This window comes from Deltaproteobacteria bacterium (assembly GCA_016210005.1).
Lineage (GTDB): Bacteria > Desulfobacterota > Binatia > HRBIN30 > JACQVA1 > JACQVA1.
Genome location: JACQVA010000128.1, coordinates 1 through 17,442, shown reverse-complemented (window position 1 = coordinate 17,442; position 17,442 = coordinate 1). Strand labels below are relative to the sequence as shown.

The window sequence follows — 17,442 nt, the reverse complement described above, 5'->3', positions numbered from 1 at the left end:
ACACTTCAATACACGAAGAGCTGGCGGCTGAAAGCTGAGGTTTAATCATGAGCGACCAACATTATTTCGATCTGAGCCGGCGTAGCTTCTTGCGCTGGTTGGGTATTGGCACCGGCGCCGCCGCGATCAGCGCGGGCGTCCCACTCCGACTGCTGGCGGCGGCTGACCCGGATCAGAATCCGCTCGCCGGGTCGGTGACGCGGGAGTGGGAGAAGATCTACCGCGACCAGTACAGCTATGATTCGTCCTTCGATTGGGTCTGCTCGCCCAACGACACGCACGCCTGCCGGGTGCGCGCCTACGTCCGCAATGGCATCGTCACCCGCCTGGGCGCGACCTATGACTACCAGAACTACGCCGACCTCTACGGCAATCACGCCACCGTGAACTGGAACCCGCGCCAGTGCGCCAAGGGGTACACCTTTCACCGCGTCCTCTACGGCCCGTACCGCCTGCGCCATCCGATCGTGCGCCGCGGGTGGAAAGCTTGGGCCGATGCCGGCTTCCCGGAACTGACCCCTGAGTTGAAGAAGAAATACATGTTCGACGCCCGCGGCCAGGACGAGTTCGTCCAGATCGCGTGGGACGATGCTTTCGACGTGATCGCGCGCGCCCTGGTTGCCATCGCCACCCGCTACAGCGGCGACGAAGGCGCCAAGCGCCTACTCGCCCAGGGCTATCAACCCGAGATGGTCAAGGAGATGGGCGGCGCCGGCACCCGCACCTTCAAGATGCGCGGCGGCATGGGCTTGCTCGGCGTCATCGGCAAGTACGGCATGTACCGTCTCAATAACTCGATGGCACTACTCGACGCCAAGCTCCGCGGCGTCGATCACGAGCAAGCCCGCGGTGGGCGCAACTTCTCCAACTACACTTGGCACGGTGACCAGGCCCCGGGCCATCCCTGGGTGCACGGCCTGCAGACCTCCGACTGCGACTTCAATGACCTGCGCTCGTCCAAACTCATCATCATGGACGGGAAGAACCTGGTCGAGAACAAGCTCACCGACTCGCACTGGTTCATCGAGTGCATGGAGCGCGGCGCCAAGATCGTCGTCATCGCGCCCGAGTACGGGCCGCCGTCCACCAAAGCCGACTACTGGATTCCCATCCGCCCGCAGACCGACGCGGCGCTCTGGCTCGGCGTCACCAAGCTGATGATGGACAAGGGCCAGTACAACGAGAGCTTCGTCAAGCGCTTCACCGACTTTCCGCTGCTGGTGCGCAAAGACAACCTCAAGCGCCTGCGCGCCCACGAGGTGTTCGCCGACTACAAGTCCAGCCTGTCGCCCGACGGCCCATCGATGAAAGTCCAGGGCCTTAAGCCCGAGCAGCACGACAAGCTGGGTGACTATGTGGTCTGGGATGCCAAGACCAACGGGCCGCGCGCGATCACTCGCGACGAAGTCGGCGAGACGATGACCAAGAACGGCATCGATCCCACCCTGGAAGGCTCGTTCAAGGTGAAGCTCGCTGACGGCAAGACGGTCGAAGTTGCCACGCTGTGGACTCTCTACCAGACGCACCTCAAGGACTACGACATCAAGAGCGTTTGCGAGATCACCCACGCCCCGCAGCATCTGGTCGAGCAACTCGCCGAGGACATCGCCACCATGAAGCCGGTGGCCATCCATCAGGGCGAGGGCATCAATCATTGGTTCCACGCCACCGAGATGAACCGTGCCTCATATCTGCCGTTGATGCTTACCGGCAACGTCGGCATCCCGGGCTCCGGTTCCCATACCTGGGCGGGCAACTACAAGGCTGCCATCTTCCAGGGCTCGCCCTGGACCGGCCCGGGCTTCAAGGGGTGGGTAGCGGAGGACCCGTTCGAGATCACGCTCGATCCCAACGCTCCGGGCAAGGCCATCCACGCTCACGCCTATACCAAGGATGAAGAGCCGGCGTACTGGAACCACGGCGACCAGGCACTCATCGTCAACACCCCCAAGTTCGGCCGCAAGAACTTCACCGGCCAAAGCCACATGCCGACGCCCACCAAGGCGATGATCTTCACCAACGTGAACCTGATCAACAACGCCAAGTGGGCCTACGCGATGATCAAGAACGTCAATCCGAACGTCGAGATGATCGTCTCGCTCGACATCCAGATGACCGCCTCGATCGAGTACGCCGACCTCGCACTGCCGGCCAATTCATGGCTCGAGTTCGAAGGGCTCGAAATCACCGCCAGCTGCTCGAATCCGTTCCTGCAGATCTGGAAGGGCGGCATCCCGCCGGTGTTCGACAGCAAGGACGACCTAATGATCCTGGCCGGCATCGCCCGCGCGATGGCGGACATCACCGGCGAGCAACGCTTCCGCGACTACTTTGCCTTCGCCGATCCGGACAAGCGCGGCGTCTACGTCCAACGCTTGCTCGACAGCTCCACCACCACCGTTGGCTTCAAGCTCGACGACATCATGGCCGGCAAGTACGGCCCGCCGGGCGGTACGCTGCTCAACTTCCGCACCTACCCCCGCATCCCGTTCTACGAGCAGGTGGTCGACAGCGAGCCGTTCCACACCGATACCGGCCGCATGCACGCCTACGCCGACGTCCCCGAGGCGATCGAGTACGGCGAAAACTTCATCGTCCACCGCGAGGGGCCGGAAGCCACGCCCTACCTGCCCAACGTCATCGTCAGCAACAACCCGTTCGTCCGCCCCGAAGACTACGGCATCAAGCCCAGCGCCGAGCACTGGGACGACCGCACGATCCGCAACATCAAGATGCCGTGGGCCAAGGTGAAAACGACCAAGAACTTCCTCTGGGAGAAGGGCTACCACTTCTACTGCCTGACACCGAAGACCCGCCACCGCGTCCACAGCAGCTGGTCGAACGTCGACTGGCACATGCTCTACGACTCGAACTTCGGCGACCCCTATCGCCTCGACAAGCGGGCGCCGAGCGTGGGTGAGCATCAACTGCACATCAACCCCCAGGCGGCGCGCGACCTCGGCATCAACGACGGCGACTACGTTTACATTGACGCCAACCCGGCCGACCGGCCGTACCTGGGAGCCAAGCCGGATGACCCGTTCTACCGCGTCGCCCGCTGTATGCTGCGGGTGAAGTACAATCACGCCTACCCGTACAATTGCGTGATGATGAAACACGCGCCGTTCATCGCTACGGAGAAGAGCGTCAAGGCCCACGAAACCCGGCCCGATGGCCGCGCGCTTTCGGAGAATACCGGCTATCAAGCCAACCTGCGCTACGGCTCGCAGCAGTCGATCACCCGCAACTGGCACATGCCGATGCACCAGACCGACACGCTCTTCCACAAGGCCAAGGTCTTCATGGGCTTCATCTTCGGTGGCGAGGCCGACAACCACGCCCTCAATACCGTGCCCAAGGAAACCCTGGTGCGCGTCACCAAGGCCGAAGACGGCGGTATGGGCGGCAAGGGCGTCTGGAAGCCCGCCACCACCGGCTTCACTCCCGACAACGAAAACGAATTCATGAAGCGCTACCTGGCGGGAGACTTGATCAAAACGTGAATGAGGAGACTGGCGGCTGGATGCGAGGGGTTTTCCCCAGCCTCCAGCCCCCGGCCTCTAGCCACGGGAGTTGAACGATGCCCTACGACGATCCTGATGCGACAGACCCGCAAGAGCTGGTGGGGGTCATGTTGCCGGCCGGTCCGGAAGCGATGCGGGAGATGGCGTACACCTTCGCCGAGGAGTTCGCCCGCAATGGTTACGGCCGCGAGCAGATCGTGGCGTTGTTCCGCAACCCGTTCTACAGCGGGGCCCACGGAGCTTATCGCGCGCTCGGGGCGCAAGCGGCCGAGGCCATCATTGACGAGTGCGTGGCGGTGTGGGGCCGCGTGCGCATCGTCGACAGCGAGGCGCGATAGCGTTTGAGTGATTCGCCCGTGCGCCAGGACCACCGCCGCCCGCGGTACCGGCGCCAGTGCGTGACATGTGACGACAAGGAGTGGAGACCATGCCCAAAGTTCTTAATTGGCAGCTCGGCCGGACGATGGAGTACCCGTATGAAGCGGCGTACCCCAAGCAGCAGTTCGCCTTCGTCTTCAATATCAACCGCTGCATCGCCTGCCAGAGCTGCACCATGGCATGCAAATCGACCTGGACCTTCAGTAAGGGCCAGGAGCACATGTGGTGGGCCAACGTCGAGACCAAGCCCTACGGCGGCTATCCCCAATCCTGGGACATGAAGATCCTCGACCTGCTCGAAAAGGCCAACCCCGACGGCCAGCGCTGGGCGAGCGGTTCCGGCCCCTATGGCGAATTCAAGGGCCAGACGATTTTCGAGGCGACGCGCAAGACCCTCACGCCCGACAGCGCCCGCGTGCTCGGCTATCTGCCGGACGACGACGAGTGGAACTCGCCGAACATCTACGAGGACAACCCGGTGGGCGAGCGCGGCAAGCCGATGCAGTGGGACAAGACCGGCGTCGAGCTGCCCGAGCACAAGACCTGGTTCTTCTACCTCGCCCGCATCTGCAATCATTGCAGCTACCCGGCCTGCCTGGCGGCCTGCCCGCGCAAGGCGATCTACAAGCGGCCCGAAGATGGCATCGTGCTGATCGACCAGAGCGAGTGCCGCGGCTACCGCAAGTGCGTCGAGGCCTGCCCGTACAAGAAGTCGATCTATCGCGGCAACACCCGCACCTCCGAGAAGTGCATCGCCTGCTACCCGCGTGTCGAGGGCAAAGATCCCGAAAGCGAGGGGCAGCCGATGGAGACCCGCTGCATGGCTGCCTGCATCGGCCAAATTCGGATGCAGGGCCTGGTCAAACTGAGTCAGGACGGCACTTGGGCCGAAGACCGGCAAAACCCGCTCTACTACATGATCCACGTCGCTAAGGTGGCGCTGCCGCTCTACCCGCAGCTGGGCACCTCGCCGAACGGGTACTACATACCACCGCGTTGGGTGCCGCGGCCGTATCTGCGGCAGATGTTCGGCCCCGGCGTCGATGCGGCGCTCGAACGCTACAGCAACCCCGACCGCGAGTTGCTCGCGGTGCTGCAGCTGTTCCGCCGCTCGAATCGGATCATCTTCCGCTACGAGATCGAGGAGGGGCCGCAGGTCTACGAGGCCTCGTTGCGCGGCAAAACGGTGAAGCTATACAACGACACCGTGATCGCCTTCGGTCAGGACGGTAAGGAATTGTTCCGCACCACCGTGGAGGAGCCCCTGCACGTGCGTGGGGCACAGCATGCCAACTCCATCTGAGACCGGCGCGAGCACCGACCTTCCGCTCTGCCGCGCCACCGTCTATGCCGCGCTGGCGCTGGGCTTTCGCCCGCCGACGGCCGAGACGCTCGTCCGCCTCACCAGCTCAGAAGCGGCCGGCGCTTTGGCCGATGCGGCCCGGATGCTGGAAGCAGGCGCCGTCGCCAGCGGCCTCAGTCAACGGGCGGCGGCGCTGGCTCGGCCCGAGCTCGACCTCGAAACCCTCGGCGGCGTCCACCGCCGGCTCTTCGGCCACACGGCTCGGGGCGAAGTGCCGGCTTACGAAACCGAATACGGCGCGGAGGCGTTGTTCCAACAACCGCAGGAGCTCGGCGACCTGGCCGGCTTCCTGCGCGCCTTCGGCCTCACGCTGCGCCCCGAGGCGCGCGAGCGCATCGACCATGTCAGCTGCGAGTGTGAGTTCCTCGCCTTCCTGGCTTGCAAAGAGGCCTACGCCATAGAGCATAACGATCAGGAGATGCTGACCGGCACAGTGCGAGCTGGCATGCTCTTCCTGCGCGACCACTTGGCCCGCTTTGCCCCCGCCTTCGGCCGGCAGCTGGTTCGGCATGACCCCGCCGGCTTCTACGGCGCGCTCGGCGAGTTGCTGTTGGCGCTGGTGCAGCTCGATTGTGAGCGGCTGGGCGTTCCCACCGGCTCGGAGTTACTGGGGCTGCGACCGGATCCCGCGACCGTCGCCGTTCCCTTAGGCTGTCAGAGTGCAGATGAAGCCGCCGGTGCCGATAGCGAAGCGGAGGCTCTATGACGTCGCTGCCGGTCAGTTTCCGGCCGGACCTCGTAGAGGAGGTGGTGCTATGGGCGGTGGGCGGCAGCGCCGAAGAGAGCAGGTTCCGGCGCGAGCGTGATCCGCTCTACCTGCAACCCGAAAACGAGCGGGAGCGGGCGTTCGCGCAGTTTCATCTCAACTGGTTCATCCGGTTACGGTTGGATCAGACCATCCACCAGGCGCTGGCCGAGCTGCCGGATTTGGCGCAGGCCTGCGGCCGGTGCATCGTCAGCCGTGCGGCAATCCGTAACCAGGAAGCGGCGGATCTCTTGGTTGCCGCCGATGCCGAAGGCCGCGATGCCCGGACTATCGTGATTCGCCTGTGCGCCAGTTCCTTCGCCGAGCCTGATGGCCTGCTGGCGTGGCTGCGCCCGGAACTGATGCACGTGGCCGACATGGTCGATCCCGCGTTCGGCTACGAGCCGGTGCTGCCGCGAACCGAGGCCGGTCCATCCTTCGAGGGCCTGCTGCGTGATCGCTATCGTGTGCTGTGGAACGTCAGTATCGCCGGTCGCCTGCTGCGCCGCGGAGTTGCCGCACCGGGTGCGGAAGCCGAAGCACGGCGGGGCTTTACCACGGCCTTCCCGATGCTGGGCGAAGCCTCCGACGAGGCGTTCGTACGCTTCTTCAGCGGCGCAGCGGGCACACATGCCGAGCTGGTGGCCTTTGTGCTGAGCCCGCGCGGAGAGAAAGCCGTGCGCGGCCTCGCTCCGGGCGGCCGCTGCCCTTTGTGCCGCTTCCCGACCTATGGGCGTGAGCCCGACCCCGAGACGCTGGCGGCGGACGTGGTCGCGTGCATTCAAAGCGAGTTCCCCACCTGGGAGCCAGCCGACGGGTTGTGCAGTCAGTGTGCAGAACTCTACCGCGCGCGCGAAATGTCGCTCGCCGCCGCCAAGGCCATCCCGGGCTGGATCGACACCGCCGCGGCCAAGAGCTGACATTGATGTGAGCGCAGCGCTACGTGTTCAGAGACGTAGAGTCTTGCGGCGACGAGGCGAAAGACCCCCGGCGCGCGCTAACCTGCTCATCCTCATCCAGATCTAAGCGGCATTGAAGAGCCGCGGCTTGGCGCAACGGAAGCCGCCAAGCTCCTTGGCGCAACCCAGCCTACTAGTGCTCGCGGACGATGATCGTGCGCTGCCAAACTTCACGCAGCTTGGAGAACTCGATCTTCTCCGGTACGCGCGCGAGCGGATCGTTGACCAAGAGATAGGGTGCGTAGCCGCCGGCTTCGGCTTCCATTCTGACTCCGCGCACGACGACGGCGTGGCCTTGGCCAAAGCCCGCGCCGATCAGGGCAATCACCAAGTCGCCGGCACTGAGAGCGTCGTAGATGGCCTTTGAGTTCGGCGGCGGCTCGCGCGAGGACGTGGCCAAGCCGCCGAAGTGCTCTATCACGGCTTTGATCTGCTGCTCTGAGCCGGGCCAGGTACAGCGGGCGGTGTCATCGCAGCAGTACCCGTTCGCCAGCCCATAGCCCAACTCCATCAGCCGGCACTGCGACGGAATGTCATCGACCGCGAAATAATCGAGCGCCATCTGCGCGACCGCCAACCAGCACCAGGCGATCGTTTTCTGTCGCTTCGCAGGAACCGCCGCGGTAACTGACCAGCGCGGCCGGTGCTCGTCGCCGCCCGCGGCGCGGTGAGCCAGCCCCGGGACCAACACGCCGGCGGCCATCGCGAGCCCGAGCCCGCGTTGCGCGAGGCGCCGTGCCGTCACCGCGCGGTTCCGTACACCGGCCCGAACGGCGTCACGCAGGTGCAGGGGTAGCCTGCCGGTCCCGCGACCACCATCGGGCAAGAGCCGACAGAGGTGATGCATGTACTGGCCACGGCTTGCCCCTGCTGTCCTGGGTGGCGGTAACTGGGCTCATCAGGCCAATCGGCATCTTCGTCGCGCGCCGCGCGGCGCGGTTTGCGGTGCTTTCTCACCGGCTCCTCGCCGTCGTCGTCATCAGCGCCGCACGCTGCTTCGATCTCTGCCGCGGACATCTTTCCTCTTCGCATCTTTGCCTTCATTTCTGCCGTGCATTCCGCCGACACCATGACGGCAGTAGCCCCGAGCATCGCCGCCAGTGTGAGAACTGCCAGCCATTTGCTTCGCGCCATCTTCTACCTCCTGTCTTCAGTACAGTCGCGGGCGTTACTTGGACTTCACAGCAGTCTGATCGGTGTTGGAAAACGCGCCGATGACGCGGTCCATCATCGCGAACCAGATCTCGACGCTGTATCCGGCCACGAACGCGAGCGTGATCGAAGGCAGCGACCGCAAGGCTGAAGGCATCGACTCGGGAGACATGATCGAGGCCATGGCCACGCCCGCCAGCGCCCCGAGCGGAAGTCGCACGCGGTAGCCGACATCGCTGGAGAAAGAGTAGGACCGGATGCCTTCGCCGAGATTGCGCAGAATGAATACGCAGGTGCCGAGCAGCCCGTACAGAAACGGTAGAACGTAGGCGCTCATGGTTTTGAGCGCCAGCCGCGCCCTGGTCTCGGTGACGATGTTGTCGCCATCAAACGGATTGAAGACGAGGCCATAGGCATCGCCGGCGGGCAGGCAGTCGCTGGTAGCGACCCGCGCTGGGCTTTGCCCGCCGCCGTCAGGCGCGGCGAGTTCCGCGGCTGGCTGCTCGCCGGTCACTGGCGGTGTCTGGTTGCTCTCCGGCACCGAGTTGGCTCCAGCTGAGCGTTTGCAGGTTTCCGAGCGCGCGAGCACCGAAGCAGGGTTGCCCGGCCATTGCAGCTGCGCCAATTCGAGCGGTGTCTCCCATACCCGGTTCCAGGTCGCGAGCTGGCGATAACTGAAATCCAAACGAACGCGCTTGTAGCCCTCGGCGTTATCGAGGCGGCTCGCAGGGGCCTGCGTGCCAGAGACAGCGAGTTCGACCAGCTGTCCCTGCACCTCGGTACCGCCGGAGGCTGCCTCGAGTTCCTTGAGGTAGCTGTCGATGCGACTTATAGCGGTTGCGCCGACTAGGTAGTACACCTGCGCCGCCACCAGTGTCACTAACGTTGCCAGCGCCAAGTTGCGGTAGCGCTTGACTGCCTCGTCGGCCTTGCTGTCGGAGCCATCGCGTGCCGCCGGGGTGGTGGCGCGAATGCTCTCGACGGTCGCCGGTTGCACCAGTGCCGCGAGGCGGTTGAAGGCGGACCAAAAGCGCGACTCGTCCGCCAATGGCGTCGTCGTCGCCACCGCCTGCCGGCACTCGCTGACTGCCGCAGCCAGCGTCTGGTCGGCCAGCAGGCCTCGCCTCACGGCGAACGCGAGCAACAACTCGGCCTCTTCTACTGCAGTAGCCAACGACAATGTGGTCATAGCTGAATCCTCACCGATCGCACGCGATCGAGTTCACCCTGAACATTGCGCCTGGAACCAACGCCATGCGCACCCCGTCAAGCTCGGCTGTGCGCTGCTTCTGCACTTGTCGTCAGGCTACGGCCAATGGCTGGCTGCGGTCAAGTTAGGAAAAACCCCTAGGACCAGTAGGAGCAGAGCGAGCGCGACTTGACCGGTGGCTTCGCGAGCCACCCGGCCAGACGTCCGGCGTCGCTGAACTCCGCGAGGCCAATGAGATGCGCTCCGTGCCGGCTCGCTCGGCACTTGGAGAGACGGCGCAGTGTGGATTATGAAGACTTCGGCTTGCCGCGGCGCGTGCGCGCGGGGCGCTTGAGCCGCGCCAGTTGCTGCTCCAGGCGCTTCACGCTCCGTTCCAGCCGGGTGATCTCGCGCTGAATCGCCGGGTGGCTGGCGATGCGGTCCACCGATTCGCGCACCTGGGTGTCGATGCGCTTCTGCAAGTGATCGAGCTGCTTCTGCGGTTGCTCCAGGAAGCCACCGATCAGGCTGCGGCCGCCCTTGTCGCCGCCGCCAACCAACTGCTGCACGCCTTTCTCGACCGACTCGCGCGCGCTATCGAGCGCCTCGCGCCCACGTTCGACGCGCCCCATGATCTCGTGCACCGCCTCGCCGCCTTGGTGAATAATCCAGCGCAAGGCCGACAGCGACAGCAGCCCACTCTTGCGCTTCTCCTCCTCGAAGATGATCTGCGCGAAGGTCACCGCGGTCAGATCCTCGCCGGTATCGTTATCGGTAACCCGCAGATCTTCGCCCCGCCGGACCAGGTCTTTGATGCCGTCGAGCGTGATGTAGGCGCTTGCCTTGGTGTCGTAGAGCTTGCGGTTGCCGTAGCGTTTGATCAGACGGGCCATGGTGTGAGACTCGGGTACCACAGCCCGGTTGCCCGCCGCAAGAACGGCCACCAAAGTTCGAGGGTGCAAAATTCACTTGACAGAGGCTCGGGGCTCACCTAGTTCCCTCCCGGTTGTTGGGTAGTGAGCCATGGCGGCAATCGCACTTGCGTATAGAGAATGGGGTAACCGCAGCTTGCCGGCGGTCTTGCTCGTCCATGGTCTGGCCGGCTGTGGGCGCATCTGGGAGCCGCTGGCGGAAGGTCTAGCTGATCTGGTCCATGTCGTTGCGCCGGATCTGCGTGGCCACGGTGGCAGCCCGTGTCCGGGCACTTACACGGCGGAAGCATACCTCGAAGACCTGGAAGCGCTCGTCGCCGAGCTCGGGGTCAACTCGCTGGCGCTCGTCGGCCACTCGTTTGGGGGGCTGCTGTGTGCCGGTTACGCGGTACGCCATCCCGAGCGCACCCGCGCACTGGTCTCGATCGACATCAACATCCCGCCGCCTGCTTGGCAGACCGAACACTTGCGGGAGGCCGGCAGCAAGCCGCATCCAGTATTCGCCACAAGGGGCGAGGCCGAGGCGTATTTGCGTAAGAACCTTGCGCCGGCTTCAAGCAACCAGGTGATGAACGCGCTGGCCGAGGCGCTGCTGGCGCGGGTGACCAACGGTACAACCGGGTTCACGCTCAATTTCGACCGCGAGACGCTGTGCCAAGCCGCCCCGCTCGAGGTTGCCGGTCAACTCGATCGCCTCACTTGTCCCACCCTATTCTTGCGCGGCAGTGAGTCGGCGGTGATGGATCGGGCGGCGGCAATTGCGCTGTTGTCACGCCTGCCGCACTCCCGCCTGGTGCAGATCCCGCGCGCGGGCCATCACGTCTTTCTCGACAACCCGGCGGCGACGGTGCAAGAGGTCAGGCGGTTTTTGACCGAAACCCAGCGCGCGCGCTAACTCGACGCGGCCACTTGCGGCTGATCGAGCACCACCTGGGCCACCAGCTCGCGGTTCCAGGTGGCATCGCCGTAAGTCACCTCCGAGCCCTTGGCGCGCTTGAAGTACAGGTGCATGTCGTGCTCCCAGGTGAAGCCGATGCCGCCGTGGATCTGGATACCTTCGCCGCTCACCAGCCGGTAAGCATCCGAGCAATAGGCCTTGGCCATGCACGCGGCCAGGTGAGCTTCCGGAACATCGTTCGCCACCGCCCAGGCGGCGTAGTAGGTCGCCGATTTCGAGCTTTCGACCTGCACCATCATGTTGGCGCACTTGTGCTGAATCGCCTGGAAGCTGCCGATGGGCTTGCCGAACTGCTCGCGCACCTTGGCGTAGTCGACGCTGAGCTCGAGTACCCGCTGGGCGCCGCCGCACATCTCGGCGCAGAGCGCGACCTTGGCGCGATCGCTGATGCGATCGAGCAACGGCCAGCCCGCGCCGACGCGCCCGAGCACGGCGTCTTTGCCGACGCCGGCGTTGTTGAAGGTGACCTCGCAGAGCTTGCGCGTCTGGTCCATGGTCTTGAGCACAGAGATTGAAACGCCGGGTGCCTTAGCGTCGACCAGGAACAGCGTGATGCCCTTCTCGCCCTTGCCCGCGGTCCGTGCCGGGACAACCAGCAAGTCGGCGTTATGGGCATCGTGCACGAACAGCTTGGTGCCGTTGAGCGTGTAGCCGTTGTCGGTCTTGGTCGCGGGCAGCACGATGCCGCCGGCGTCCCAACGCCCGCTTTCTTCCACCTGCGCCAGCGTCGCTTTCAGCGACCCGTCGGCAATTCCCGGCAGGTATTTGCGCTGCTGAGCCTTGCTGCCGCCGAGCAGCAGCGGGATCGCCCCCAGCATGACGGTGGCGTAGAACGGCCCGGGCATGACGACGCGGCCCATCTCTTCGAGTACCACGATGAGGTCCACCATGGTGAGCCCGGAGCCGCCGAACTCCTCGGGAATGATCAGTCCCTGCCAGCCTAGGCCGGCCATCTTCTGCCACGGCTCTTCGGAATAGCCGCGCTCCTCGTCCATCATCTTGCGCACGTAAGTCATGGCGCACTCGCCTTCGAGGAACTGGCGCGCACTCTGCCGCAGCATGTCTTGCTCTGCACTGAATCCGAAATCCATGTCTCCTCCGTGCGCCGGTGTCGGCGGCCTTGTGCTCAGACGGTCTTCTCGGCCTTCAGCCGTTGTATGTCCGCGTCGCTGAAGCCCAACTCGCGCAGCACTTCGGCGCTGTGCTGGCCGAAGTCCGGCGGCAGTGACGGCGGCCTCGGCGGGGTTTGGGAGAACTTCAGCGGCGAGGCCACCGCCCGCTGCCCGTCTATTACCGGCAGCAGGCCGCGATGTCGCACCTGCGGGTCCTCGAAGACCTCGCAGATATCGCTCACCGGGCCGAAGCAGATGTCGATCGGCGCCAGCTGCTTCAGCCACTCGGCCTGTGTCTGACTGCAAAACTTCTCCCGGATGACCCGGAACATCTCTTCGCGCCGGGCGCCTTCGGCGAATTGATCCGGGATGAAGTCCTCCACGCCCAGGGCGACGCAGAGGTTCTTCCAAAAATGCTCTTCGAGCGCGCCGACGGTAACGTACTTACCGTCGCTGGTCTCGTAGATCGCGTAGCACGGGTGGTGACCGGTGAGGCGGGTCTGGCCGCGCTGTGGCAGGCTGCCGGTGACGAGGTACATCAGCATGTGAAAGACGTTCCAGGTCACCGAGCCGTCCATCATCGAGATGTCAAGGTATTGGCCGCGACCGGTGTGCTGGCGCGCCAGCAGCGCCGCCAAGATGCCGATCACGGCCATCTGCGCGCCGCCGCCGATGTCGGCAATCTGCACCCCGGCCGATACTGGTGGGCCGCCGGCCGGCCCCGAGATGCCGAGCACGCCGGCGTATCCGAGGTAGTTGATGTCGTGGCCGACTTGGTTGCGGTACGGCCCGTCCTGCCCGTAGCCCGAGATCGAGCAGTAGATCAGGCGCGGGTTGAGCGCCGCCATCGTGGCGTAATCGATCCCCAGCCGTTCGCTGACGCCGGGCCGGAAGCCTTCGAGGATGATGTCGGCGTCTTGGGCCAGGCGATTGAAGATTTCCTTGCCTGCGGGCGCCTTCAAGTTGAGCGTCATGCTGCGCTTGTTGCGCTGCACCAGCGGAAGGCCGAGGCCCATGGGATCGTTGGGCGCGGCGATCACCAGCACGTCGGCGCCGAGATCGGCGAGCATCATCGAGGCGAACGGCCCCGGCAGCTGGCGTGACAGATCGAGTAGCTTGAGACCCTGGAGTGGCGGCACATGGACTCCTTGAGAAGAGCGACATTGGCAGGTGACGGAGTTGGCTGCGAAGGTGCAGCCGCGACTCACCTGACGATCGAGTCGGTTACCACGCGCTCTTCGGCAATGTCAACGCGCGGCCAGCCGCGGCCACCTGACGGCATCGCGGATCGAGATTGCCGGCAGCACCGAGTCGAAGAACACCGGTCGCCTGGGCGAGATCGAGATGCTCGACGCTGCGAGCCGCCGCGCCTCGGCGGGACAGGCCCGCCGAGGCGGGCACTAACTCGGACTGGCTGCGTGCCAGAGCCCGCCTGCTTTGAGTCGCCGGTACGAGGGCATCGATGAGTTTCTAGGCCGTTGAAGCTTGCCCTATCGCTTCGCATCGTCGACTCGGCACCAGCGATCCTCGACGACAGAGCCTCAATAGGTGTTTGGTGCAGACCACAGCTTCTGCACCCGCTGTGAAACGAAGTCAGCTCACCCTCCTCAGCGTGCCCGCCGCGTCTGCTTCCCGCGAGCGCCCCCCGCCCCCGTGACGCTACCGCCGCGTCTTCTTGACAACGGAGGCCTTATAGGTGTTCGGCCGTCTGACGCCTCGATAGCAACACGAGCTTGTCGATGTGGATGTCGAAGCCAATGGAGCGCAACCAAGGACGCCGCTCTGTCCGCTTAGTCCGCCTTGCGGAATAGCAGAGTCGCATCGTCCACTATTCTCCTGCCGATCGATCCCGCCGCTAGCTCCGGCAGCTCTTTCGGATTCCAGTAGAGAAGAAGCGGGGAATCCTTGTCGAGGGCGAGACCGAGGCATTCCGAGACACGCTTGTTGACTGACTCGTAAGACTCGTCCTTCCCTACAGCGACCAGCCCCGCATGAAACCCGAAGATGTGCTTGGCACCGAGGAGCTGCATTGACATCTCTTCGAACTCGCCTTGGCGTTTCTGCAATCGGGTGAGGTAGCCCAAACCATCCACGATCGTACCTTGCAGCAAGACGAAGAACTCGTCGCCTCCAGAGTTTCGTCGGAAAGCCTTCACATCGTCTACCTCCACCCTTGTCCCCTCGTCGGTTTCTTCCGTCGCGGCGCTGATTGGGCGCTTCTTGAAGAGGAATTCGTCCCGGCGGGTTCCCGTCGTCACCTTGTGGGCAAAGTTCCTGAGGTACTCATCACCTTTCCAATGGTTGTATTTTTTGTTGATCTCGCCGAAGTTCTGCAGGTCGAGGAGGATCAGGCACCGCCCCAAGTAACCCGCTTCATTTCCTTTGAGAATCTCCCTCTGGAGGGCGTGCGAATTCCCAATTCCGGTGATGGGGTCGTTGTACGCAATGCCTTCGAGCCGGGAGACCGAGGCCTTCAGGTTCTTCGAGAGATTCCTGAAGAAGGATAACGTGCTGAGCGCATCCTTCAGTAGAAGACCGAGCACAACGACAGTGACTCCGTAGAGGAGAACAAGCGCGGTAGCGACGGCAGCAAAAGCGAAGAGGGGGACTTTCACCTGCCACCATGAGCTGCTGATCTTGATATCGAGCGCGACGATTGAGACCAGCACACCAGCGATGGAAACGCTCGTCACCGCCAGAACTTTCACGACCTGGTAGGCTCGAGAAAGGAATTGGTATGTGCGTTCAGGGTAGTCAGCCACCGCGCGTACCCCCATCGCCCGAGGCGTCGACTAGAGCGAGACAGCGAAGATAGTGCGGCGCCGGTCCGCGGCGGTCGATCCGACCACTCCTCAACTTGTCGCCAATCCATTCTCGCTCAGCGCCTGGAACGCTCTTGGGACCGTCTGCGATCATTGGTGCTCTCTCGCTGCCGAACGTCGTGCCGCTCAGGCGCGGCCCGCTTTTGGCCGTCGCCTGGAGCGGCGGGTTCGGCCAGATCGGGTCACGACAGCACCACGAAAGAGGCGTCGGCGTCCCGCTCGAACGCACGCAGATCCGCCTCATGTTGCCGGAGCAACGATTCAATCTCGTCTGTGGAACAGTTGCCGCGGCGTACCCAGACTACCTTCGGTGGGTGGCCGCGCAGAAAGCTGAGCTGGTGGAAGTCCGAATCCTTGGAGACGATCGCAAAGCCGTGCGCCGCCGCATACTGCCAGACGGCATCGTCATCCGCGCGGCCAAGCCCGACGTTGCGGACGTGGTTACTGTTTGGGAATATGTCTGCAAGGAAACGCACGAGCCGGTGCGACAGATTCTGGTCGAAAAGCAGGTTCACGGTGGCGGAATCTCAAGAAGTCGTCGCTCGCGGTCGGCTGCGAATGCCAAGCAGGCACGAATGTCCTCGCGGGTGAGGTCCGGAAAGTCGCTGAGAATCTCATCCTCGGACATGCCTGAAGCGAGATACTCAAGTACATCGTACACCGTGATCCGTAGTCCGCGAATACAAGGCTTCCCGCCCCGCTTCCCCGGTTCGATCGTGATCAAAGCCCGATAGTCCATGCACGCACCGTACGCCTGTCTTTGCCCTGCCGTCAACCGTTCACTGCTCCGCCAGCCGAACGCTCAGCATCAGCGGCGGTGCGTAGCGCCGTCCGCTGCATGCTGTTAGGCACCGTCCCTCTCCTTGAGTATCGCTTCGAGGTCCTGCAGATCACGGTTTATCTCGGTGAGTTTCTCTGAGTTGATCAGGGGTCCGAACTGCGAGGCGATGATGTCCAGCTCGACCTTGCGTGAGTGGGCCAGAAGCCGAAGGAGGCGCTGCATAGAGACTTTGACGCCGCTCACACTGGCGGCTGCTTCGTCGAGTTGGCGCGCCCGCTTGCCCTCTCGCACTCCTGCACGCTCAATGGCGCGTTGAATGACGGTGCATGGTGCTCCAACAGCAGCTTCGAGATTCCCGGAGGAATGAGGTGCGAACGTGGCCGCGGTCACGCCGGCAAGATCTGATGGGAGGGAGGGCGGTACGGTACGGTCGTAAAGCATGAAGGTGCGATCGCGACCGAGGCCGCCAACGAACAGGCCGAGCTCGAAAACGACGTTGTCGCGAGCCGTCGGCTTCGTCGAACCGCGTGCCGTGGTGAGATCATCCGCCGTCAGCACCAAGACGGCGAAGTCAAACCGTTCGAGCGCCAGGACCAGCGACTCCAGGGTGCCGTGAGATAGCCCGAAAACCCCCTGCGACCAGACCTCGACCTCACACGACCGGTCAAGGGCGACCTGGACCGCGTGGGCCACTTTGAGACCCTCCGAGGAGGACCCCACGAAGACCGCGGGTCGCAGAGGTGCAGTGGCCGTGTGGTCGCCTAGAAGGCTACTCAAGACGCCCGTTTGGTCGGCAATGGCGGTCAGTAGGCGCTCTATCGTGGGCTCCGATGGTGCCTCGCCCAGTCGCCGCCGAAGATCCTCAGGCGTCATTGGGTGGGTGCTCGACCCGAGGCGACGGAAGGCCGCGCCCTCCGCAAACACGGGCCCGCTAGAGGCTTCGACCTTCACAACTCCGACGGAGGCGCCGTCGACAACTACTGTCGTCACCGAAGTGCGAGGCTCTGGACGAAGAAGCTTGAGGACCTCAGAGACCTTGGCGGCGAGCGAATTCGTGTCGGTCCCCACGATTCGCGAATCGTCTGCGACGCCGATGAGAACCGTGCCGCCTTCTGCGTTCGCGAACGAGGCAAGCAGCCTGGCGAAAGCACGGACATCAGGGACAACTGCCTTGAACTCTACGGTGGGGCCTTCGCCGCCACGAACCATGTCGCGAATGTCAGCGTCAGTCATACCGGTGTCTCCGAGCTCCCGTTCGTGTGCCTAACGGATGGCCGCTAAGCTGCGGCCTCGCGTGATGCTACCACGATTCGTGTCGAGCACGGCCACCCGCGCGACTGAAGCCCGCGGCCGTCAGCTTCAGCGGCTCGTTGGACGGCGCGTGCTGACGAAGCCATCTTCCGGATCTCCCTCTAGGGCAGCGGAGAGGAGTCGTCGTGTCCTTCCGGTGAGCATGCATAGCTCGATTTTCCCGGGGCGATCGGTTGCGACCGGGCCACCGAGACGGAGCGACGGATCAGCGGGGTG

General features: G+C 64.0%; 16 protein-coding genes. 6 read left to right on the top strand and 10 right to left on the bottom strand.

The window, feature by feature from the left end; translation table 11 throughout:
* The first annotated feature begins 47 nt into the window (after window positions 1–47).
* From HY699_12250 to HY699_12230, 5 genes are all read left to right on the top strand, one after another.
* Window positions 48–3,503: a molybdopterin-dependent oxidoreductase gene (locus HY699_12250; protein ID MBI4516574.1), complete on the top strand. Its 3,456-nt coding sequence runs from the start codon at window positions 48–50 to the stop codon at window positions 3,501–3,503.
* A gap of 77 nt (window positions 3,504–3,580) precedes the next feature.
* Complete coding sequence (locus HY699_12245; protein ID MBI4516573.1) at window positions 3,581–3,862, top strand: hypothetical protein; 282 nt, start codon at window positions 3,581–3,583, stop codon at window positions 3,860–3,862.
* A gap of 89 nt (window positions 3,863–3,951) precedes the next feature.
* On the top strand, window positions 3,952–5,205 hold the full coding sequence (locus HY699_12240) for a nitrate oxidoreductase subunit beta (protein MBI4516572.1): 1,254 nt from the start codon (window positions 3,952–3,954) through the stop codon (window positions 5,203–5,205).
* Window positions 5,189–5,971: a molecular chaperone TorD family protein gene (locus tag HY699_12235; protein MBI4516571.1), complete on the top strand. Its 783-nt coding sequence runs from the start codon at window positions 5,189–5,191 to the stop codon at window positions 5,969–5,971. The genes HY699_12240 and HY699_12235 overlap by 17 nt, the downstream gene beginning before the upstream one ends.
* Entirely contained in the window at window positions 5,968–6,930 is a 963-nt protein-coding gene (locus HY699_12230) for a hypothetical protein (GenBank protein MBI4516570.1), read from the top strand. Before HY699_12235 ends, HY699_12230 begins: the two co-directional genes overlap by 4 nt.
* Window positions 6,931–7,102: 172 nt before the next feature.
* On the opposite strand, the gene HY699_12225 is transcribed toward HY699_12230, so the two are convergent.
* The 4 genes from HY699_12225 to HY699_12210 all read right to left on the bottom strand — a co-directional run bounded on the left by HY699_12225 (window position 7,103) and on the right by HY699_12210 (window position 10,203).
* Window positions 7,103–7,714 carry a hypothetical protein gene (locus tag HY699_12225; protein ID MBI4516569.1) on the bottom strand — a complete coding sequence of 204 codons (612 nt, stop codon included), beginning with the start codon at window positions 7,712–7,714 and terminating at the stop codon, window positions 7,103–7,105.
* Entirely contained in the window at window positions 7,711–8,103 is a 393-nt protein-coding gene (locus HY699_12220) for a hypothetical protein (GenBank protein MBI4516568.1), read from the bottom strand. Before HY699_12220 ends, HY699_12225 begins: the two co-directional genes overlap by 4 nt.
* Before the next feature lie 34 nt (window positions 8,104–8,137).
* Entirely contained in the window at window positions 8,138–9,310 is a 1,173-nt protein-coding gene (locus HY699_12215) for a hypothetical protein (protein MBI4516567.1), read from the bottom strand.
* 308 nt (window positions 9,311–9,618) lie between these two features.
* Window positions 9,619–10,203 carry a hypothetical protein gene (locus tag HY699_12210; GenBank protein MBI4516566.1) on the bottom strand — a complete coding sequence of 195 codons (585 nt, stop codon included), beginning with the start codon at window positions 10,201–10,203 and terminating at the stop codon, window positions 9,619–9,621.
* Window positions 10,204–10,333: 130 nt separating this feature from the next.
* Between HY699_12210 and HY699_12205 the strand changes: the two genes are divergently transcribed.
* Window positions 10,334–11,137 (top strand): alpha/beta hydrolase, encoded by an 804-nt coding sequence (locus HY699_12205; GenBank protein ID MBI4516565.1) that lies wholly within the window; start codon window positions 10,334–10,336, stop codon window positions 11,135–11,137.
* Here HY699_12205 and HY699_12200 read toward each other — a convergent pair.
* From HY699_12200 to HY699_12175, 6 genes are all read right to left on the bottom strand, one after another.
* Window positions 11,134–12,291, bottom strand: coding sequence for an acyl-CoA/acyl-ACP dehydrogenase (locus HY699_12200; protein ID MBI4516564.1), 1,158 nt, complete (start codon window positions 12,289–12,291; stop codon window positions 11,134–11,136). The genes HY699_12205 and HY699_12200 overlap by 4 nt on opposite strands.
* 35 nt (window positions 12,292–12,326) lie before the next feature.
* Entirely contained in the window at window positions 12,327–13,451 is a 1,125-nt protein-coding gene (locus HY699_12195; GenBank protein MBI4516563.1) for a CoA transferase, read from the bottom strand.
* 651 nt (window positions 13,452–14,102) lie between these two features.
* Window positions 14,103–15,074 (bottom strand): GGDEF domain-containing protein, encoded by a 972-nt coding sequence (locus HY699_12190; GenBank protein MBI4516562.1) that lies wholly within the window; start codon window positions 15,072–15,074, stop codon window positions 14,103–14,105.
* 242 nt (window positions 15,075–15,316) lie between these two features.
* Window positions 15,317–15,649 (bottom strand): DUF5615 family PIN-like protein, encoded by a 333-nt coding sequence (locus tag HY699_12185; protein ID MBI4516561.1) that lies wholly within the window; start codon window positions 15,647–15,649, stop codon window positions 15,317–15,319.
* The gene (locus HY699_12180; protein MBI4516560.1) at window positions 15,646–15,873 is read right to left on the bottom strand and encodes a DUF433 domain-containing protein; all 228 of its coding nucleotides are present in this window, start codon (window positions 15,871–15,873) and stop codon (window positions 15,646–15,648) included. The genes HY699_12185 and HY699_12180 overlap by 4 nt, the downstream gene beginning before the upstream one ends.
* 105 nt (window positions 15,874–15,978) lie before the next feature.
* The gene (locus HY699_12175) at window positions 15,979–17,148 is read right to left on the bottom strand and encodes a nucleotide-binding protein (GenBank protein MBI4516559.1); all 1,170 of its coding nucleotides are present in this window, start codon (window positions 17,146–17,148) and stop codon (window positions 15,979–15,981) included.
* Window positions 17,149–17,442: the final 294 nt, after the last annotated feature.